Source organism: Microtetraspora malaysiensis (assembly GCF_001528665.1).
Taxonomy (GTDB): Bacteria; Actinomycetota; Actinomycetes; order Streptosporangiales; family Streptosporangiaceae; genus Microtetraspora_A; species Microtetraspora_A malaysiensis.
Map to the genome: position 1 here is coordinate 464618 of NZ_BBYJ01000004.1, position 20340 is coordinate 484957.

General features: G+C 72.8%; 17 protein-coding genes. 5 read left to right on the forward strand and 12 right to left on the reverse strand.

The window, feature by feature from the left end; translation table 11 throughout:
- Positions 1-581: 581 nt before the first annotated feature.
- Entirely contained in the window at positions 582-2171 is a 1590-nt protein-coding gene (gene serA, locus AWQ71_RS02075) for a phosphoglycerate dehydrogenase (RefSeq protein ID WP_067125482.1), read from the reverse strand.
- A gap of 262 nt (positions 2172-2433) precedes the next feature.
- On the opposite strand from serA, the gene AWQ71_RS02080 reads away from it, so the two are divergent.
- Entirely contained in the window at positions 2434-3336 is a 903-nt protein-coding gene (locus tag AWQ71_RS02080) for a hypothetical protein (RefSeq protein WP_067125485.1), read from the forward strand.
- Positions 3337-3592: 256 nt separating this feature from the next.
- Positions 3593-4948 carry an MFS transporter gene (locus AWQ71_RS02085; protein WP_067125488.1) on the forward strand — a complete coding sequence of 452 codons (1356 nt, stop codon included), beginning with the start codon at positions 3593-3595 and terminating at the stop codon, positions 4946-4948.
- A 13-nt stretch (positions 4949-4961) separates the two neighbouring features.
- Here AWQ71_RS02085 and AWQ71_RS02090 read toward each other — a convergent pair whose 3' ends face one another.
- The 11 genes from AWQ71_RS02090 to AWQ71_RS02140 form a co-directional block, all read right to left on the reverse strand.
- Entirely contained in the window at positions 4962-6353 is a 1392-nt protein-coding gene (locus AWQ71_RS02090) for an NADH-quinone oxidoreductase subunit N (RefSeq protein ID WP_067125491.1), read from the reverse strand.
- Positions 6354-6358: 5 nt separating this feature from the next.
- A complete protein-coding gene (locus tag AWQ71_RS02095) occupies positions 6359-7852 on the reverse strand; it encodes a complex I subunit 4 family protein (protein ID WP_067125494.1) in 1494 nt (497 codons plus the stop codon).
- A 1-nt stretch (position 7853) separates the two neighbouring features.
- Entirely contained in the window at positions 7854-9716 is a 1863-nt protein-coding gene (locus AWQ71_RS02100) for an NADH-quinone oxidoreductase subunit 5 family protein (RefSeq protein ID WP_157570131.1), read from the reverse strand.
- Positions 9713-10018 (reverse strand): NADH-quinone oxidoreductase subunit NuoK, encoded by a 306-nt coding sequence (gene nuoK / locus AWQ71_RS02105; protein WP_067126138.1) that lies wholly within the window; start codon positions 10016-10018, stop codon positions 9713-9715. The genes AWQ71_RS02100 and nuoK overlap by 4 nt, the downstream gene beginning before the upstream one ends.
- Entirely contained in the window at positions 10015-10557 is a 543-nt protein-coding gene (locus AWQ71_RS02110) for an NADH-quinone oxidoreductase subunit J (protein WP_245658064.1), read from the reverse strand. Before AWQ71_RS02110 ends, nuoK begins: the two co-directional genes overlap by 4 nt.
- Positions 10554-11447, reverse strand: coding sequence for a complex I subunit 1 family protein (locus tag AWQ71_RS02115; RefSeq protein ID WP_067125498.1), 894 nt, complete (start codon positions 11445-11447; stop codon positions 10554-10556). The genes AWQ71_RS02110 and AWQ71_RS02115 overlap by 4 nt, the downstream gene beginning before the upstream one ends.
- Positions 11440-12657, reverse strand: coding sequence for a hypothetical protein (locus AWQ71_RS02120; protein ID WP_157570132.1), 1218 nt, complete (start codon positions 12655-12657; stop codon positions 11440-11442). The genes AWQ71_RS02115 and AWQ71_RS02120 overlap by 8 nt, the downstream gene beginning before the upstream one ends.
- Entirely contained in the window at positions 12654-13001 is a 348-nt protein-coding gene (locus AWQ71_RS02125) for an NADH-quinone oxidoreductase subunit A (RefSeq protein WP_067125504.1), read from the reverse strand. Before AWQ71_RS02125 ends, AWQ71_RS02120 begins: the two co-directional genes overlap by 4 nt.
- A gap of 72 nt (positions 13002-13073) precedes the next feature.
- A complete protein-coding gene (locus AWQ71_RS02130; protein ID WP_067125506.1) occupies positions 13074-15668 on the reverse strand; it encodes an ABC transporter permease in 2595 nt (864 codons plus the stop codon).
- 62 nt (positions 15669-15730) lie between these two features.
- Complete coding sequence (locus AWQ71_RS02135; RefSeq protein WP_067125510.1) at positions 15731-16465, reverse strand: ABC transporter ATP-binding protein; 735 nt, start codon at positions 16463-16465, stop codon at positions 15731-15733.
- Positions 16462-16977 (reverse strand): PadR family transcriptional regulator, encoded by a 516-nt coding sequence (locus tag AWQ71_RS02140; RefSeq protein WP_067125513.1) that lies wholly within the window; start codon positions 16975-16977, stop codon positions 16462-16464. Before AWQ71_RS02140 ends, AWQ71_RS02135 begins: the two co-directional genes overlap by 4 nt.
- Positions 16978-17198: 221 nt before the next feature.
- On the opposite strand from AWQ71_RS02140, the gene AWQ71_RS43575 reads away from it, so the two are divergent.
- From AWQ71_RS43575 to dacB, 3 genes are all read left to right on the forward strand, one after another.
- A complete protein-coding gene (locus AWQ71_RS43575) occupies positions 17199-17993 on the forward strand; it encodes a CAP domain-containing protein (protein ID WP_067125516.1) in 795 nt (264 codons plus the stop codon).
- Positions 17994-18101: 108 nt separating this feature from the next.
- A complete protein-coding gene (locus tag AWQ71_RS02150; protein WP_067125518.1) occupies positions 18102-18644 on the forward strand; it encodes an FHA domain-containing protein in 543 nt (180 codons plus the stop codon).
- Positions 18645-18790: 146 nt separating this feature from the next.
- Positions 18791-20329 carry a D-alanyl-D-alanine carboxypeptidase/D-alanyl-D-alanine endopeptidase gene (gene dacB / locus AWQ71_RS02155; protein WP_439650346.1) on the forward strand — a complete coding sequence of 513 codons (1539 nt, stop codon included), beginning with the start codon at positions 18791-18793 and terminating at the stop codon, positions 20327-20329.
- Positions 20330-20340 lie beyond the last annotated feature (11 nt).

A 20340-nucleotide genomic window follows, 5' to 3' on the forward strand; every position in this document is an offset into this window, starting at 1 on the left:
GCGGTCTGCAGCGCGTCGGCGGCCTCGTCGCGGACGTCTTCTGGGCTGTTCCAGGGATACATGTCGTACATGACAGTCTCATTCGTACGTTGCGGAAACGGGACTGAACGGAACCGGTCGCGGATCCGGAATCAGGGCGCCGCCGAGGACGCGGATCGCGCGCCTCAAGGCGGAAAGGGAAGTCACGACCGGCGCAGCGCCACACACCGCGGCGGGTCGGCCGGTCGACCTAGGTCAGGCCCCGCCGCGGCAGGTGATAAGTACGGACACCTGGCGCGTCATGTGCGAAAGCCTACCCCAGAATCTCGTAGGACGACCTAGTATCTCAATATTCGAGACAACCGCCCCGAGCCCGCGCGAGCACCGTCAATCACCACGGTGCCCAACCACGACGCGAGGGGCGCGGCGGTGTCTGGACTGAGGAACGAGCGGGCTGAGGGACGAAGCCCCGAGTGACGAGGGAAGACATCGACTGTGGGCGCCCCGAGCCCGCCGCGCCGGAGGCGCGGCAAATAAACGCAACGAACCCGCTCCACCACGGGGTGGAGCGGGTTCGTGTGATGCTGTTCCGGGACGGCGGGTCAGTCCTCCAGGTCGACCGTACGGCCGCTGTCGGCGCCGACCGCGGCCACGATCTGGTCGATGACGTCGCCCGGGATGGCCGAGTCGACGGTCAGCGCGGTGAGGGCCTTGCCGCCCTTCTCACCGCGGGCGACCTGCATGGAGGCGATGTTGACGCCGTGCTCGCCGAGCACGCGGCCGACGATGCCGACGATGCCGGGACGGTCGGTGTAGGTGAAGAACGCCAGGTGGTCGGTCGGCTCGATCTCCATGGCGAAGCCGTTGACCTCGACGATCTTGGTGATCTGCCGGGGGCCGGAGAGCGTTCCGGAGACGGAGACGGTGCGGCCGTCGGCGAGCACACCGCGGACGGTGATGACGTTGCGCCAGTCGGGGCTCTCGCCGCTGGTGACCAGCTCGACCACGGTGCCGCGGTCCTTGGCGAGCAGCGGGGCGTTGACGTAGGTCACCGTGTCCTCGACGACGTCGGTGAAGACGCCCTTGAGGGCGGCCAGTTCGAGCACGCGCACGTCCTGCGCCGCGATCTCGCCGCGTACCTCGACGTCGAGCTTGGCGGCGACCTCGCCCGCGAGGGCGGTGAAGATGCGGCCGAGCTTCTCGGTCAGCGGCAGGCCCGGCTTGACCTCTTCGGCGACGGCGCCGCCCTGGACGTTGACGGCGTCCGGGACGAACTCGCCGGCCAGGGCGAGCTTGACGCTGCGGGCGACCTGGGTGCCGGCCTTCTCCTGCGCCTCGTGGGTGGACGCGCCGAGGTGCGGGGTGACCACGACCTGGTCGAACTCGAACAGCGGGCTGTCCGTGCAGGGCTCCTTGGAGAACACGTCGATGCCGGCGCCGGCGACGCGGCCCTCCTTGAGAGCGGAGTAGAGCGCGTTCTCGTCGATGATGCCGCCGCGCGCGACGTTGATCAGGCGCACCGACGGCTTGACCATGTGCAGCTCGCGGTCGCCGATGAGACCGACGGTCTCCTTGGACTTGGGCAGGTGCACCGTGATGAAGTCGGCCTGCTGGAGGACCTCCTCCAGGGAGGCCAGCTTGACGCCCATCTGCGCGGCGCGGGCCGGCTGCAGGTAGGGGTCGTAGGCGATCAGCTCGACGCCGAACGGCTGCAGACGCTGCGCGACGAGCTGGCCGATCTTGCCGAGGCCGAGGATGCCGACGACCTTCTCGTCGAGCTCGACGCCGGTGTACTTGGACCGCTTCCACTCGCCGGCCTTGAGGGCGGCGTGGCCCTGGGCGACGTTGCGGGCGCTGGCCAGGATCAGCGCGACCGTGTGCTCGGCGGCGCTGGTGATGTTGGAGGTCGGAGCGTTGACGACCATGACACCGGCCTTGGTCGCCGCCTCGACGTCGACGTTGTCCAGGCCGACCCCGGCGCGGGCCACGACGCGCAGCTTGGGCGCGTGCGCGATCGCCTCGGCGTCCACCTGCGTGGCACTGCGGATGATCAGCGCGTCGACGTCGGCGAGCGCGGGCAGCAGCTTGGATCGGTCGGAACCGTCGGTGTGACGGACCTCGAAGTCCGCGCCAAGCACGGCCAGACCGGCTTCGGACAGCTCCTCTGCGACAAGGACGACGGGCTTGTTCACTGGCGATCCTTAGGAAAGTGCGGCTGCACGGACACGCGTGAGTCTATCCGGGCTTGTGAAAGCTCTCACGAACGCCCGGCATACGAGACGGTCCAGCTAGCGGCACTCGCGGGCATCGTGAGATTCACTCATGTGTTCGCCAACTGGCGGCTTTACCCAAGATGGACCGATCCCATCCAGACAGGCTCTATCTTGGTATTGATTGCACGCATTCTTCACGATTAGCCTGATAAGCCATGGTTCGCTACCTATCGTTCAGCCTATGAGCATCGGGAACCCGTCTCTCGGCGATGTGCTCGCGCAGCACGGAAGCCCGCAACGCCTCCTCGCGACCCTTGCCGAATGGGGAATCCTGGTAGCCGTCCGGCCCGACCGTTCCGTCGTGCTCGGCACGACGCAGAGCGGTGAGCGCGTGCTGCTCGGTTACACCGCACCGGCGACCTACGCCCGGCATCGAGGCGGCCACGCCCTTTCGGCGTGTGACGTCGAGACCATCCTCGACATCCAGCGCGTCACCGGCGTGCGCGAGATCGTGATCGACGCCGCCGGCCCCCACGCGGCCGCCGTGCCCATCGAGGACCTCCAGCGCTACCTGGTCTCGGCGCGCAGCGGAGCCGCCCACGCCCTGTCCGGATCGAGATCCGCCTCGACACCCAACGCGTACGCCACGGGGGCGATGGCCACCGTCGCGCGGGCGCAGGTGACGCAGGCGCCTCCCGCTCCCGACCCCGATCCCGCGCCCACTCCCGTCTCCGCGACGGCGCCCGGCCCGATCTCGCCGGCCTGGATCCCCGCGCCCCGGCAGCACCTGTCCGGTGCGATGCAGGTGGTCGACCCCGGCTATCGCCGGACCAGCCACCCGATCCTGCCCGCGATGCGGGTGGCGCTCGCGGAGATCCTGCGCGACCTGCCGCTCGTCCACCACGTGTGGATCTCCGAGGCGCGGACGGTCTCCGGCTCGACCGGGCTGATGCTGCACGTCAAGGTGCACGCGTCGGCGGCCGAGGACATCGTGCGCGACATCCATCGCGGGGTGCGGGCCCGGCTGCCCCAGCTCGCGGCCAGCGGAGCGCCGGTGCTCATGGCCCGGGTCGCCGACGCCCACACGGAACGCCGGATGATCGAGGTCGCCGCGCACGTCGTCTGCGCGGACACCCGCGGTTAGGTCCCGTTTCCCGAGCCTGATCTTCGAACCCCCCAGGCTCGGGTGACGGGATCTGGCCGCCGGACGGCCCGCACGGTCGGGCGCCGTCACGCCTCGGCACGCGGCGGCGTCGACGGTGCGGCGGCGTGCGCGGGCAGGTACGCCCGGCCTGGGCTCGTGTCCGGGTCCGGGCGCTCGCCCGGACCGGCCCCGACTGACGCCTTTTCGTTCCCGCGCGCATCTTCCGACCGGGCGTTTGCTCGGCTTGAATGACGCCATGATCTCCCCGGCGGCGACGCCCACCCCCCTGACCGTCTCCCGTGGCGTTCGGCTCGGCTACGCCGTCGGGTCGTTCTGCACCGCCAACTTCTCCGCGATCCCCGGCCTGCTCCTGCTCATCTACATGACCGACGTGCTGGCGGTGCCCGCGCTGCTCGCCGGGATCATCGTCTTCCTGCCCAAGGCCTGGGACCTGGTCATCAACACTCTGGTCGGCCAGTGGTCGGACCGTACGGTCTCGCGGTGGGGGCCGCGCCGCCCGTGGATGCTCGCCGGGTCGATCATCCTGCCGCTGTCCTTCGGGCTGATGTTCATCGGCCCGCCGCTGACCGGCGTCCCCGCCGCGCTCTTCGTCGGGGTGGTGTTCGTGGTGGCGGCCACCGGATACGCGCTGTACGAGGTGCCGTACAAGGCCATGCCGGCCGAGATGACCTCGGACTACCACGAGCGGACGTCGCTGCTGCAGTGGCGGATGGTCTTCGTCGCGATCGCGATCGCCATGAGCGGGATCCTCGCGCCCGCCATCGCCGGGAAGTCCGTGGAGGGCTACCGCCAGATGGGACTGATCTTCGCGGCGGTCCTGCTGGTGTCCATGTTCGGCTCGTTCTTCGGCACCGCCCGCGCTCCGTTCACCGGTCAGCAGGAGGCCGAGGGCACGCTGCGCGGCCAGCTCGCCGCCGCCCGCACGTCCAAGCCGTTCCTGTGGTTGCTCGCCCTGTGCAGCGCGCAGACCCTGGCCGCGGGCGTGATGCTCGCGGGCGCGCCCTACTTCGCCGCGTACACGCTGCAGGACACCGGGGCGACGAGCACGCTGTTCGCCGCGCTGGTCGGTCCGATGCTGGTCACGATGCCGCTGTGGGTGTGGCTCGCCCGCAGGCTGGACAAGCGCGGCGCGATGCTCCTCTCCGGCGGGCTGTTCAGCGCCGGCGCGCTGCTGACCGTCGCCACGCCGCTGTTCGGCGCGCTGTACGCGCACCTGTGCGTGGTGCTGGTCGGGGTCGGCTACGCGGGGTTGCAGCTTCTGGGGTTCTCCATGCTCGCCGACGTCATCGCGTACGACGGCGCGGTGAGCGGGAAGCGGCGCGGCGGCGTCTTCACCGGCCTGTGGACGGCGGTCGAGAGCGCGGTGCAGGCGTTCGGCGTGACGGTCTACGGCGCGGTGCTCACGATCGGGGGCTTCATCTCCTCTGATCCGGCGAACCCGGTCACCCAGCCGGCCAGCGCGCGCACCGCGGTGATCGTCGGCCTGACCGTCGTCCCGGCGCTGATCGCCCTGGCCGGCGTGATCATGACGTTGAAGTACGACCTGAGCGCCGAGCGCATGGCGCGGGCGACCGCCCCCTCGCCCTCCTGACGCTCCCGCCGGGTCATCCGTGGGTGACGACGGCGCCGCTCGCGCAGCCGAGAAGGACCGAGATCACGGCGGCGAGGCAGGCGACCCCGGTGGCCACCCGGCCGACGCCCCCGCCCGCGCCCGCGTCGGCCGGGGCCCGCCAGTACACCGGGACGATCCAGCGCAGGTAGTAGAAGACGCTGGCCGCGGTGTTGACCACGACCACGACGGCGAGCCAGCCGTACCCGCCGTCCCAGGCGGCCGCGAGCACCAGGACCTTGCCGACGAACACGGCGGTCGGCGGGGTGCCGACCAGGCCGAGCAGGCAGACGACGAGGGCGAGGGCCAGCCCCGGCGAGCGCCGGGCGAGCCCGGCGTAGCCGGCCAGCGTGTCCCGGCCCGCCGCGACGACGACGGCGAACGCGCCGAGGTTGGTGACGGCGTAGGCCGCGACGTAGAACAGCACCGCCGTACGGCCGAGGCCGCCGTGGGCCGCGACGGCGACCGGGACGAGCAGGTATCCGGCCTGGCTGACGGTCGAGTAGGCGAGCAGCCGCCGGACGTTGTCCTGGTGGAAGGCGGCAAGGTTGCCGAGCGTCATGGTGGCCGTGGCCAGGATCGCGACGATCAGGCTCCAGCGGTCCGCGACTCCGGGGAAGATCTCGGCGGCCACTCGGTAGAGCGCCACGAAGGCCCCGATCTTGGGCACGGTCGTGACGAATGTGGCGATCACCCGGGACGTCCCCTCCGTCACGTCGGGCACCCAGAAGTGCGCGGGCACGCCGCCCGCCTTGAACAGCATCCCGGCGAGCAGGAGCACGGCGGCGCAGGCGACCGCCGCTCCCGGGGCTCCGGGAAGCCGCTCGCCCATCGGCAGGTACGCGGTGGTCCCCGACAGGCCGTACAGCAGGGTGACGCCCGCCAGCATCAGGACGCCGAGGAACGCGCCCATCAGGTAGTACTTGAGCGCTGCCTCGGTCCCCCGCGCGTCCTTGCCGAACCCGGCCAGCGCGTACGCGGGAACGCTCGCCAGCAGGTACGCCGGGACGAGGACGAGGAGATCACCCGATCCGGCGAGGAGGATGGTGCCGAGAGCCGCCAGCAGGAGCAGGACGTAGACCTCCGCCTCCCGGCGATGGCCCCGCGCCCAGCCCCGGGCCAGCACGACCACCGCCAGCGTGGCGACCCCGACGACCCCGCGGGCGACGTGGGTGGGCGGGTCGACGGCGTACGCGGCGAAGCTCATGCCCGGCGGCCCGCCCGAGGCCGCGACCGTCGCGGCCAGTTCCGCCGCCAGCGCCGTCCCGCAGATCCAGGCGACGATCCCCTGGCGCTCGCGCGGGAGGAAGGCGCCGGCGGCGAGGCCCAGCACCGCACCCGCGAGCAGCAGGATCTCGGGGAGCAGACCGAGCGCGTTCTCATCCACCGGGGTCAGCGTCCCGTCAGGAAGGAGACGATCGCGGCCGAGGCCGGTTCGATCAGCGCCAGCAGCGGGCGCGGGACGACGCCGACGAGCACGGACAGGACGAGGAGCGGGGCGATCGCGCCCAGTTCGTGGCCGCGCACGTCGGAGACCAGTGGGGTCAGCTCGCCCGGACGGCCGAGGAACACCCGGTGGAGCAGCCGCAGGAAAAGCGCCGCGGTGATCAGGATGCCGAGCACGGCGAGCGCCCCGGCGACCACCGCCCCGGTCAGGCCGGTGCCGATGACACCCGCGAAGATCTGGAACTCCGCGATGAACCCGGACAGCCCGGGGAGGCCGAGCGAGGCGAAGGCCGCCACGGCCGTCAGCCGGGCGAACACCGGGGCGCGTTCCGCGACGCCTCCGTACCGTCCGAGGTCGTAGGCGCGGGCCCGGTCCCAGAAGACCCCGGAGAGTAGGAAGAGCGCCCCGGTGACCAGGCCGTGGCTCACCATCTGGGTGACCGCGCCGGTCACGGCCAGCTCCCTGGCGCCGGTCGCTCCCCCGGCCGCGCCCGCGGCGCCCAGGGCGAGCACGATGTACCCCATGTGGTTGACCGACGTGTACGCGATCAGCCGCTTGAGGTTCTCCTGCGCGAGGGCGACCAGCGCTCCGTACAGCACGCTGACCAGGCCGACGGCGACGACCACCCAGGCGTAGCGCTGCCAGGCGCCGGGCAGCACGGGCATGGCGACGCGGGCGAAGCCGTACGTGCCCATCTTGAGCAGGATCCCGGCCAGGATCGCCGAGCCGGCGGCCGGGGCGTCGGTGTGCGCCGGGGGCAGCCAGGTGTGCACGGGGAAGGTCGGCGTCTTCACGGCCAGCCCGGCGGCGACCGCGAGCAGCACGAGCGCGGCGGCGCCCGGAGCGGCGGCGAAGGGCGGCTTCCGGGTCAGGTCGACCAGGTCGAAAGTGTGCGGCTCGCCGCCGAGGTACAGCCCGATGAAGCCGAGCAGCAGCGCGAGCGAGCCGACGAAGGTGTAGAGGAAGAACTTCAGTGCCGAGCGCGCCCGCTCTCCGTGCCCCCATCCCGCGATCACGAAGTACATGCCGACGATCGACAGGTCGAAGAAGACGAAGAAGAGCAGCAGGTCCTGCGCGGCGAACAGGCCGAGCGAGGCCGTCTCCAGGAAGAGGAAGAGCGCGGCGTAGGCGCGGACCCGCGTGGTCTCGCGCAGCGAGTAGATCGCGCACAGCAGGTACAGCACCGCGGTCAGCGCCATGAGCGGCAGCGACAGGCCGTCCACGCCGACGTGGTATCCGGCGTTCAGCGTCGGGATCCAGCGCAGCCGCGTCTCGTACCCGAGGCCGCCCCGGTACCCGATCCACATGATCGCCACCAGGACGAGGTCGGCGGACGCGGCGGCGATCCACGCCCCCAGCGCCGCCCGTCCGCGCAACGCCGGTACGGCCAGCACGACGGCGGCCACGGCCAGCGGCAGGAAGACGACGACGGACAGCACGTCACACCACCAGCGCCACGACGACGGCGAGGACGAGGAGCGCCACCGCCACCTGCGCGAAGTAGGTGTGTACCTGCCCGGTCTGCGGGCGGCGGGCCAGCGCGCCCAGCCCCGCCGCCCCGGCGGCGACCAGGCGGACCGCGCCGTCCACCGGCTTCTCCAGCCGCCTGCGGGTCAGCGCGGCCAGGCCGACGCCGACGCGGGGGACGCTTCCGACGAATCCGTCGATCACCCGGTCGTCGAAGCGCGCCAGCGCGCGGGCGAGCGCGACGAGCGGCCGCCACACCACGGCCCGCGCGCCGCGTTCCAGGAGCAGCCACTCGCGGAGGACGCCGGGCGCGGCCAGGCGACGGCGCCGTACCAGGGGCATCGCGACGCGAACGGCCAGCGCGACCGCGACGGCGAGCACGCCGGACAGGAGCAGCGCGGCGAGCCCCGGGCCGGGGTGGGCGGGACCGCCGGCCAGGCGGCTCCAGCCGGAGAACGCCGCGGGGAGCCCGACCAGGCCGAACAGGGCGGCCACCAGGGCGAGCGCGGGCATGGGGAGGCGTTCGAGGAGGCCGACCCGGCCGGTGCCCGGCCGTTCGGTGTGGTGCCGCGTCGCCGCGTCGGCCGGCAGCCAGACGGCCACGACGGCCTTCACCGCGTACGCGGTGGCCAGCAGCGCCGCGGCGTACGACACGAGGTGCAGCGGCGCGGACTCGTCCGCGACCACGGCGAGGACGGCTTCCTTGGTCACCCAGAGCGAGAACGGCGGCAGCCCCGCCAGCGCGAGGCCGCCGACCGCGAACGCGACCCCGACCAGGGGGAACCTCCGCGCCGCTCCGTGCAGCTCGCCCATGTCCTTGGTGCCGAGCGCGGCCAGCCAGGCGCCCGCCCCGAGGAAGAGCAGGCTCTTGACCGCCGCGTGCGCGACGAGGTGCGCGGCCCCGCCCGCCACCGCCCCGGCCCCGGCGGCGAGCACCATGAAGCCGATCTGCGCGCAGGTCGAGGCCGCGAGGAGCTGTTTCAGGTCGCGTTGCGCCACCGCGACCGCGCCGAGCGCCAGCGCCGTCAGCGCCCCCGTCCAGGAGACGAGCGCGGCGGCCCACCCCGTGGCGGCGAGCAGCGGCTGGGTTCGGAGCAGCAGGTACGCCCCGGCGGCGACCATGGTGGCCGAGTGGAGCAGCGCGGACACCGCGCTCGGACCCGCCATCGCCCGCGAAAGCCAGAAGGAGAACGGGAGCTGGGCCGACTTGCCGAGGGCGGCGAGCACGATCCCGGCCGCGGCGAGGTCGCGCCACGGGCGGGCGGCGTCCGGGAGCCCGGCCAGGCCGAGGGAGCCGGTCGCGGCCACCGCCACACCCGCGGAAAGGTAGAGGCCGAGGTCGCCCGCCCGCGTGGTCACGAACGCGACGTCCGCCGCCGTGACCCGCTCGGGTGCCCGCCACCAGAAGCCGATCAGCGCGTACGACATGGCGCCCATGACCTCCCACGCCATCAGCAGCAGCGCGAGGTCGGCGGCCGTCACCGTGACCAGCATGGACCCGGCGAACAGCAGCATCAGCCCGAAGAACCGGCCGCGCGACTCCTCGTCCCGCATCTCCCCCGCCGCGTAGCCCAGGACGGCCAGCGTGACGGCGGCCACGGTCACCGCCATCACGGCGGACAGGCCGTCGATCGCGGCTCCGGAGCGCAACCCGGCGAACAGCGGGACGGACACCTCCGGCCGGGTCACCGCGGCGGCCACCGCGAGGACGAGCGTGACCGCCGCGACCGCGACCGCCGCCCCCGGCGCGAACCCGCGGGTCCGGCGCCCGGCTACCGCGAGAAACGCGCCTGACCCACCGGGAAGGACGGGCAGGAGGACGAGGATCGCGCTCACCCCTTCAGGTCCCCCGCTCCGTCGGTCTCGTCGAGGTCGCGCGCGCGGAAGAGCGCCGTGGTGACCGCGAAGCCCATGGCCATCTCCAGCGCCATGACGGTCACCGCGACCAGCACGAGGACCTGGCCGTCGGCGTTCACCGGGGCGACGTGGTACCAGAAGGCGCCGCCCGCGACGATCAGGCCGTTGAGCATGAGTTCCAGGCCCATCATCACCATGACGATCGACCGCTGGGACAGCACGCCGTACACGCCGGTCGAGAAGAGGGCCGCGGCGAGGAGCAGGAACGCCCGCAGGCTCATGTCGCCCTCCCCCACCGGTCATGCTCGTCCCCGGACCGGTCATACCTGCCGCGGTCGGTGGCCAGCACGATCGCCGCGACCATCGTGGCGAGGATGGCCACACCGATGACGATCATCACCAACATCCGCGGTCCCATGACCGACAGCCCGAGCTGCCGGGTCGGGTCCGGCGGAGGCGCCCCGCGCCGGGCGGGCCACGGCGTCAGCAGAACCCCCACGGCGAGCAGGACGAAGACCGCGGACGCGATGAGCACGGCCCCGCGCCGGTTGTGGACCATCGTCATCGGCATCAGCCCGGCGGGGTTCATCATGTACATGACCATGTAGACGGCCATGATCAGCATCTCCATGACCATCATCACGATGATCAGGAAGCTCAGATACTGCAGGTCGATCAGCAGGAAGGTCAGGCCCGCCGCGAGCAGCGAGGCCAGCAGCGCGAACGTCGCCCGCGCCATCGAGCCGGTGACGAACACCGCGACGCCGCTCGCCACGGCGACCGCCGCGAGCGTCCAGAACGCCACGACCTGCGCCGTCACAGGACCACGATCCCGACGACGAGGATCTGCAGCAGCACGGCCGGGATGAGCACCAGCCAGGTCGCGGCCATGAACCGGTCCATCCTGATCGTCGGCAGCCGGTGCCCGGCCCAGACGAGCAGCGCGAGCACCGCGACCGTCTTCACCAGCGTCCACGACCACGGCGGCAGCGCCGGGCCCGCGCCGCCGCCCAGGAAGAGCGGGACCGCGGCGGCGGACGCCACCGTCAGCAGCGTGTACCGCCCCGCCTGGAATACCAGCCGGTCCGGCCCGGACAGCTCGGCGGGCACGCCCCCGGCGACGTCCGGCCCCACCGCCTGGTTCATCGGCCCCCAGAACGCCATCGCCAGCGCCGAGATCAGATAGACGGCGAACGCCACCGGCATCCACACCGCGAACCACAGCCCGCGCTGCGCCGCGACCACGTCGGCCACCCGCAGCGACCCCGCCCCCAGCGCCGCCGAGATCAGCGCGAACATGTGCGGCAGCTCGTACGCCAGGCCCTGGGCGAGGAACCGGTAGCCGCCGACCAGCGGATACACCGAGTTGACGCTCCAGCCGATCAGCCACAGAGCGCCCCAGACGCCGACCTCCATCCCGTTGAACCACACGACGCCGACCGGCAGGTCGGCCACCGCGTGCTCTCCCATGGGGAGCACGGCCGCCGCGAGCACCGCCACGAGCGGCAGGCCGGACACCCCGATCCGGCGCAGCGGCGCGTCGGGCAGCAGGGTCCGCCGCCGCTGTGTCACCAGCAGCCGCGCCGCCTCCCGCAGCGGATCGCCGATCGCCACCCGCCCCGCGGCGAGGCTCGCGTCGAAGGCCGCCGCCCCCGCCGCCAGTACGGCGAGGGCCGCGAGGAGCACGACCGCCGCCACCGTCTCACCCATGGGCCGTCACCCGGCCGGGCCGTACCTGGTCGAGGTCCGGGTCGAGGCTCGCGACGATCAGCCGGGCGGCGGCCAGCTCGGCCCCCGTGAGCAGGCCGGGCAGCACGGCGAGCAGCGCCTCCGACGGATGCCCGCCGACCGGCCCGCGCGGCCCCTCCTCGTCGTCGAGCGGCGAGCGGTCGTCCAGAACGGCGAGCGCCGCGGCCGTTCCGGCCAGCCGGTGGCGCGTCCGGTCCAGTACGTCCCCCCGCGCCCATCCCGGTACGTCCGTCCCACCCGGCGCGTCGATCGCCCCGAGGTCGTGGAGCATCCACCGCAGCAGGCGGGAGCGCCCCACCCGGCGGGCGAACCGGTCATACCGCCGGACGACCTCCTCGCGCGGGCCCTCCCCGAGGACCCGGTCGCGCAGCCGCCGGGCCTCGGCCGCCGCTCCCGCCCATCCCGCCGTCGCGAGCAGGCGGGCGAGGCTGTCCAGCTGCGCGCCCGCCGTCCGCCGGGCGGCCGCGCCGCGCGTCACCGGCCATCCGGCGCGGGCCGCCAGCCACGGCTCGTCCCAGAAACGGGTCGCGCCGGCGCGCGCGCCATGTGCCCCGGCCGCTCCCCCGGCGATCCGGACCTCGGCCTCCTGGATCACGTCCCCTTGCAGGGTCGTCTCCACGACGAGCCCGGCCGGCCAGTACGGCAGGACGGGGCCGAGCGGGACGTGCAGCCGGTCGAGCGCGAGCCCGTCGCGATCGGGGCCGCGCTCGGCCATCCGCACGCCGCCGGGACGGCCCATGTCGTGCTCGTGACCGCCGTGCCCCTCGTCACCATGATGCTCGGCCCCGCCTCGGCCGCCGCCGTCGCGACCACGCGGTTCCCCGTACGGCACTCGGACGGCCTCCTCGCGCTGGGCGCGGGCGTCGGCCAGCCGGGACACCGCCGCGTCGAGTTCCGCCGCCACCGCCTCCGCCGTGCGGTCCGGAGAGAGCGGGACGAACGCCTTCGGCGCGGCGATCTGGTGCCAGACCGTACGCACCGCCCGCGCGAGCGCGTCCTCCGGTATCCCGCAGACGACGAGGAGGCTCGCACCGGCGGGCGCCTCCGCGGGCCGCCACCCCCTGCGCCCGATCTCGGCCTCCGCCAGCAGCCGTACGCCGGTGGCGTGGGGAGCGGTGACCACAAGCGGACGCGGACGGCCCGCCGCGTAGCGCAGGAGCCGTCCGCTCACGTCCACCGGAACGCCCCCTCCCGCCAGGCGTAGCCGACGCCGACCATGAGCAGGACCAGGAACGCGAACATCTCCGCGAGCGCGCTCGCGCCCACCTCGGCGACCACGACCGCCCACGGGTACATGAAGATCATCTCCATGTCGAAGGCGAGGAAGAGCAGCGTGACGGGGTACCACCGGACGTGGTACCGCGACACCGCGTGCTCGCGCGGGGCGGCGCCGGAGAGGAACGGCCCCGCCTCCAGCGTGCCGGGCAGGCGGGTGGCCGCCGCGACGGCGTGGACGCCGCAGAGGGCCCCGGTCAGCAGGATGACCAGGGCCACCACTCCGGTCCACCCGCCCACGTCGCCCCCAGGAGTCGCGTCATGACCCCCAGGTTCCCCGCGAAGCGGCGACCAGTCCTGCGAAACCGGGTCTTATGCCACCCGCCGCGAAACCCTTACCCGCGTACGGGCGAACAGCCCGGCCACCAGGGCGGCCAGCAGGGGCAGGCCCACCGCCACGGCGACGAACTGCGCCCACGGCACGGCCAGCACGAGTCCCGGATCCGGGAAGCGATACCCGTTGGGCGCCACGTCAGGAGGCATCCCGAGGACATTGAACGCCAGCTGCGCGGACTCGACGGCGGCGAGCCCCAACCCCGCCAGCAGCCCGATAGGCACGCCGAGACCGGCGATGAAGGCCGCCTGTCCCGCGACCACCGCCCGGCGGGTGCGCGGCCGTGCTCCCAGGGCGGTGAGCGTCTCCATGTCTCCGCGGGAGTCGGCCGCCGCGAGAGCCGTCGCGCTGAACGTCGCGGCGAGCGCGATCAGCGCGGCCGCGATGATGAACGGGTGAGGCCCATGCTGTTCCTGGATATCCGGGGCGCGCTCGGCCGCGACCGCGACCTTCGCCGTCACCGCCCGCACCGGCCCGTCCAGCCGCCGCACCTCGGCCGGCATCAGCCGCCTGACCTGGGGATCGACGAGGAGGTGGGTGAGCCGCACCGCGTACCCGCGTGAGGTGAACGCGGACACCGGAGCCACTCCGGCGGCCGTCGCGGGGCCGTCGACCCGCACGAACGTCGCGGGCAGGGACACCCGGGCCGGCTCCGCGTCCGTGGTCCCGCGCTGCGGCGGCAGGGTGAGCGCGACCTCGCCGTTCCGCACGCCCGCCTGGTTGAAGACGACGGCCCGGCCCGCGGCCAGCGCCGCCTCCGCCGCCGGGTCCGTACGGCCCAGCACGTAGCGGAGCAGATCCGGTCCGCCCAGGGGCAGTCCGTCCCACGCGTTGTACACCCTGCATCCGTCGCATCCCCGCTCCAGCAGATCAGGACGGAGCGGCTCCCCCTTCGCGTCGACGGGGGTGAAGGCCTCGATCAGCGGCACGCCGGGCAACGTCTTCGCCGTGATGCCCCGGATCGTCCGCCAGGACTCCTCGGTGACCTCGGCCCCGTAGATCGCGGTCGTCCCCTGCGTGTACGGGCCCCGATAGCGCTGCTCGTTCCGGGCAGCGCTGCTGTCCCACGAGACCACGATCATGCCGAACGTGGCCGCCGCCGCCATGACCGCCACGACGGCCGGGGCGGTGCGTCCGCGGTTGCGGACACCGTCGCGTACGGCCAGCCGGAGCGGCAGCGGCAGCCGCCCGGCGAGCGGACCGATCCGCCTGATCAGCCACGGCATGATCATCACCAGGCCGAGCTGACCGAGCAGCGCCCCGGCGATGAAGGCGTCCAGCCGCCCGCTCAACGCGGCGTACGCGAGGACCGCGACGCCCAGCACGGCGACGAGCGTCCCCAGCAGCGGTCGCCCGGCACGATCGCGCCGGGTGTCCCGCCGCCCGGCGAGGGCCGCGGCCACGTCCCAGCGCGCCGCCTGTACGGCGGGCACGATCGCGGCGGTCAGCCCGCTCAGCGTGCCGAGCGCGACGATGACGGCGACCAGCCCGACCGGAACGTCGAACGGCCCAAGCTCCCCATCGGGCCACTGGCCGGCCGCGGAGACGATGACACGGGCGACGCCCACCCCCAGGACCGCCCCGAGCACGGAGGCGCCCGCGCCGAGGACCAGGCCGTCGGAGATCACGATGAGCTTCAGGTGGCGGGCCGAGCCGCCCTGGGCGGCGATCAGTGCCAGCTCCCTGCGCCGCCGGCGCAGCCCGACCGCGAAGGCCGGCCCGGCGAGGAGGACGACCTGGGTCACGAGAACCGCGGCGACCAGCGTCTCATTCCAGCTCAGGGAGCCCCCAAGATCGCCCTGCCCGTCCGCGCTCGCCGGAGGATCGTCGAGCACGGCCCGCGACAGCACGGTGAGCCCCTTGTCGTTCGCCTGCCGCACCCGATCCCACGTCACCGGCTGCCGCGTTTCGATCAACCAGCGGCTCTGGTGGGAAACGCCGTCCAGCAGCGCGCCGGGCAGGGTGATGATCTGCCGGACGTTGTGACTGACCTTGGGCGGGGACGCCCGCACGACACCGACCACCCGTTTGGCGATGCCGTCCCTGGTCACACGCAGGACGTTCCCCACGGGCACGCCGACGACGTCGCTCACCGCGACCTCGTCCTCCGCCTGCGGGAACCGGCCGTCCAGCAGGTGGAACCTGCTCGTGGTGACGGGATCGCGGGCGTCCGCCTCCCAGATCACGGCGTCCCGGTAGCCGTCACGCTCCTGATACTCCCCGTATCCCTCGAAGGACCGGATCACGCGGGCGCCGGGACCGATCGCCGCCTCGATCTCGGCTTTCGCCATGGGAGGCCGGGGCGTGCCAGGGAGCTCCCTGAACAGTCCCGGTCGCTCGGCGTTCTGCCTGATGGGGCCGACCAGCTTGGTGTCGGTCACCAGCGCGGCGGCGGAGCCCAGCTCCCAGCGGAGCCGCTCGCGCGGATCAAGCTCGCTGGTCAACGTGTATACGGCGGCGGCGGTGATGGCGAGCACGGGCAGCCCGATCATGACCAGGATGAGGAGGCTGCGACCCTTGGCCCGCCACATGTCGCGGCGGGAGATCCGCAGGGCGGCGCGGACGGCGCTCATGCCGCCTCCCCACCCGTGACCGGGACGGGGGCGACGCTCTCGGGGCACGTCGGACAGACGGCTCATCGGGCGCTCACCAGCCCCGCCTCGGCCGCGTCCGCGATCTCCCCGTCCTTCAGGAACACCACCCGGTCGGCCCAGGCGGCGTACCTGGGCTCGTGGGTGACGACGAGGACGGCGGCTCCGGCGTCCGCCCGGCCCCGGAGAATCCCCAGGATCTCGTCACCCACGAGGGTGTCCACCGCGCCGGTCGGCTCGTCGGCGAGGAGCAGCCGCCGCTCGCCCACCAGCGCCCGGGCGATCGCCACCCGCTGCCGCTGGCCGCCCGACATCTCCTCGGGGAAGCGGTCGGCCAGGTCGGCCGCGCCGAGCTCCTCCAGCGCGGCGAGCGCCTCCTGACGCGCCCGCGCCGTACGGACGCCGTCCAACTCGCGCGGGAGCATGACGTTCTCGGCGGCGGTCAGCGACGGGATGAGGTTGAGGTCCTGGAACACGTATCCGACCCGCCGCCGGCGCAGCGCGGCGAGGTCGGCGGCGGACAGCCCGGACAGCGCGACGCCCTCGACCTCGACCTCCCCGGACGTGGTCCGGTCGAGGCCGCCGGCGAGGTTGAGCAGGGTGGACTTGCCCGACCCGGAGGGGCCCATCACCGCGACCAGCTCTCCCGCCGCCACGTCGAGGCTCACCCCCTTCAGCGCGCGTACGGCCCCCGCTCCGTCGCCGTGCTGCCGGGTGACCTCGACGAGCCGCGCGACGACGTCGGCGGAAGCGTCGGGGTCTGGATCACGTGAAGTCATGCGCCCTCCTTGGGGGATGCGGCGAGGACGGCCTCGCAGTGCGCGAGCCAGCGCTGCTCGGCCTCCGCCTGGAAGATCATCGAGTCGAGGACGAGCCGCTGGGCGACGCCCGCGCCGCGCTTGGCCCGGGTGAGCTCCTGCAGGGTTCGCATGGTCGCGGAGCGCTGGGCCTGCACGACCCGCGCGACGTCGACCCCGGGAGCGGTCATCGCCATGGCCAGCTTGATGACCAGTTCGTCGCGCGGCCGGTCGGCCTGGCGGACGGGCGTGGCGAACCACCGTTCCAGGTCCGCCCGGCCCTTGTCGGTGATGCTGTAGACCACGCGGCCCTGCTCGTCCTGTTCGCCCGGGGCGACCAGCCCGTCCCGTTCCATCCGCGACAGCGTCGTATAGACCTGGCCGATGTTGAGCGGCCAGGTCGCCCCTGTGGACGCCTCGAACTCCGCGCGGAGCTGGTACCCGTACCGAGGCCCCTGGGTGAGCAGCGCCAGGAGGCCGTGCCGGATCGTCATGCATACTGAGTATGCATACTCAGTATGCGTTTGACAACCCGACTTTCACCGGGAAGCGGGATCGGTCCACACGCCAGTGACCAGCGGAAATCCGGACCAAAGCGACTAGTTACGCGCTACGCCAGAAATTACGAAGACCATCGTTTATCGGTCATCGCACCCTCAAGGGCGTCCATAATGCTGCTTCCATCCAGGTCGTAACCCCCAACACTGGAGGAACCGTGCGAAAGACCGCCCTGGCCATCGTGGGCCTCGGAAGCGTGGCGGCGGTCGGGCTGACCGCCGCCCCCGCCGGCGCGACGGCCACGCGCGCCGACTGCCGCGTCGCCGCCGACACGCCGCGACTCACCCCGAACGGGCAGATCCGGGCGGCGGCGACGCGCACCGGCTGCGCCGAGCGGACCCGGGTCCGCGTCCGGATCGTCAAGGTGCTGCCGGGCCCGGACCGGACGGTGAAGAGCGGCTCCACATCCGTCCGCAACGGCCGGCTCACGATCGGCCTCGCCTGCGCCCCCGGCACGTACGTCACGGTCGTCACGGACGGCCGGGGCCACCTCGCCAAGTCCCGGATGGCCCGCCTGACCTGCGGCGCGCCCGATCCCGACGGCGCCAAGGGCTCCGGCGGCTCCACCGTGGGGACCGCGCTCGAGAACGAGGTCGTACGGCTGACCAACGCGGAGCGGGCCAAGGCCGGCTGCGGCCCGCTCACGCACGACGCCCGGCTGCGCGGCGCGGCCTACGCGCACTCGGCGGACATGTCGGCGAAGAGCTACTTCAGCCACACCTCGCAGGACGGCCGCGACTTCGGCCGGCGCATCAAGGCGTCCGGCTTCGCCTTCACCGCGGCGGCGGAGAACATCGCCAAGGGCTACTCGACCGCCGCCGCGGTGGTGAAGGGCTGGATGGACAGCCCGGGGCATCGGACGAACATGCTGAACTGCGCCTACACCCACATCGGCGTGGGCCAGGCGGCGGCGGGCGGGCCGTACTGGACGCAGGACTTCGCCCGGAGCTGACCGACCCCACCCGCCACCTTCCCATGATCGAACGGCAAGCTAATCCAAAAGGCCAGGAATGTGAGGGTCTGCTGGACACCCCATGTCCCCCCAGCGGATACTCCTGACATGAGCTCGTCCCACCCTCCGGTTCGCGCGTCCGATGGGGACCGCGAGCGTGCACTCAGCGAGCTCCGCGACCGCGCCGCCGAGGGGCGGCTCTCCATGGAGACCTTCGTCGGGCGCGTCGACATGGCGCTGCGGGCGCGCAACAGGGGCGAGCTGGACGATCTCGTCTCCGACCTGCCCCAGCGGGGCCGCTGGCGCCGGCGCATCACCGAGGCGGTCTCCTCGGTGTCGGACCTCACCACCAGGATCGAGTCCGCCTGGCGCCGCCCCCGGCTGCCCCGGCTCGCCCTCCCCGCCGACAGCCGGGTCCGTTACCTCGTCGGCCGGGGCTCGGCCTGCGATCTGGTGCTGTCCGACGTGACGGTCTCGCGCATGCACGCGGAGCTGCGCCGCGCCGAGGACGACGCCTGGCTCCTGGTCGACCTGGGCTCACTCAACGGCACCCGGCTGAACGGCTGGCGGCTCGTGGGCCCCGCGCAGGTGCGTCCGGGGGACGAGATCGCGTTCGGCGACTGCACGTTCCTGGTCTCCAGCTCCGCCTGACGCGCCCCGCTTCCAGCGCGCCCGCTTTCCGGGACGCTCAGTTCCAGAACGCTCGGCGCCGGGTCCGCCCCTGATATACGCATATTTCCGTATTGATGACGCTCGTTTGGTTCCTCATGATCACGGAAAGCCCCACTCAGTCTGGAGTGATCTTGCGCTTATCACGACGAACCTCGATCACGCTGACCTCACTGGTCCTGATCAGCGGCGTCGCGGGCTCAGGGATCCCCGCCCACGCGCTCGACCCCGCCCCCGGCGTCGCCGACCTGGTCCACGACATCGACGAGATCCTCAGCGACTCCCGGCTCACGATGGCCCGCTCGGGCGTGGTCGTGCGCAGCGCCACCACCGGCGAGGACCTGTACACGCTCGACGGGGGCAAGCTGTTCGCCCCCGCCTCCAACACCAAGCTGCTCACCTCCTCGGCCGCGATGGAGACGCTCGGCCCGGACTACCGGTTCGGCACCCAGGTCCTGACCAAGGGCAAGGACATCTACCTCCGAGGCACCGGCGACCCGACCATGCTCGCCGCCGACTACGACGCGCTCGCCGCCAAGATCGCCGCGTCCGGGGTCAAGGTCGTCACCGGTCAACTGGTCGCCGACGACACCTGGTTCGACGACGTACGCCTCGGCACGGACTGGGCGTGGGACGACGAGCCGTACTACTACTCGGCCCAGATATCGGCGCTGACGGCGTCCCCCGACACCGACTACGACGCGGGAACGGTCATCGTGTCGGTCAGCCCCGGCGCCGGCCCCGGCAAGCCGGCCAAGGTGACGACGAAGCCGGACACCGACTACGTGAAGATCGTGAACAAGGCGGTGACCGGCGCCGACACCGACGTTCTCGTGGAGCGCGAGCACGGCGGGAACACCGTGGTGGTCACCGGAACCGTGTCCGAGCAGTACGACGAGTGGGTGACGGTGTGGGACCCGACGCTCTACGCCGCCTCCCTCTTCCGTAAGGGGCTGGCCGCCCACGGCGTGCGCGTGATCGGCCCGACCGTCCACGGCGCGACCCCGGCCGGGGCCAAGACCGTGGCCGAGCACGAGTCCATGCCGCTCAGCCAGTTGCTGACCCCATTCATGAAGCTCAGCAACAACATGCACGCCGAGATCCTGACCAAGGCGATGGGCCGCAAGGCCTCCGACGCGGGCACCTGGGCGGCCGGCCTCGACGTGACGGAGTCGTTCGCCAAGGCCAACGGCGTGCAGACGCTGCTCCTGCGGGACGGCTCCGGCCTGTCCAGGATGGACGGGCTCACCCCGTCGAGCCTCGCGTCGCTGCTCGTCTCGCTCAGGGACAAGCCGTGGTTCACGACCTGGTACGACGCGCTGCCCGTGGCCGGAGAGGCGGACCGGTTCGTCGGCGGGACCCTGCGCAGCCGCATGCGCGGCACACCCGCCGCCGGGAACGTCCACGCGAAGACGGGGTCGCTGACCGGCGTCACCTCGCTCTCCGGATACGTCACGAGCGCCGAGGGCGAACCGCTGGTCTTCTCGATCCTGACGAACGGCTATCTCTCCGGCGCGCCCCGCGACCTGGAGGACCGGATCGCGGTCCGGCTGGCCCAGTTCACCCGTGCCGCTCCCGTGGACGGGGCGGCACCGACGCTGCGCGCGGAGACGGCGGCCCCGGACGACGGCCTCGAATGCTCCTGGCGCAAGCCGGTCCAGTGTTGAGCCGTGCCCGA

Coding starts and splice junctions, on each gene's coding strand:
- AWQ71_RS02085 (WP_067125488.1), top strand. CDS start 3,593: ATGATCTCCCCGGCGGCGACGCCCACCCCCCTGACCGTCTCCCGTGGC.
- AWQ71_RS02080 (WP_067125485.1), top strand. CDS start 2,434: ATGAGCATCGGGAACCCGTCTCTCGGCGATGTGCTCGCGCAGCACGGA.
- AWQ71_RS02135 (WP_067125510.1), bottom strand. CDS start 16,465: ATGACTTCACGTGATCCAGACCCCGACGCTTCCGCCGACGTCGTCGCG.
- AWQ71_RS02115 (WP_067125498.1), bottom strand. CDS start 11,447: ATGGGTGAGACGGTGGCGGCGGTCGTGCTCCTCGCGGCCCTCGCCGTA.
- AWQ71_RS02140 (WP_067125513.1), bottom strand. CDS start 16,977: ATGACGATCCGGCACGGCCTCCTGGCGCTGCTCACCCAGGGGCCTCGG.
- AWQ71_RS02150 (WP_067125518.1), top strand. CDS start 18,102: ATGAGCTCGTCCCACCCTCCGGTTCGCGCGTCCGATGGGGACCGCGAG.
- AWQ71_RS02130 (WP_067125506.1), bottom strand. CDS start 15,668: ATGAGCGCCGTCCGCGCCGCCCTGCGGATCTCCCGCCGCGACATGTGG.
- nuoK (WP_067126138.1), bottom strand. CDS start 10,018: ATGAGCCTGCGGGCGTTCCTGCTCCTCGCCGCGGCCCTCTTCTCGACC.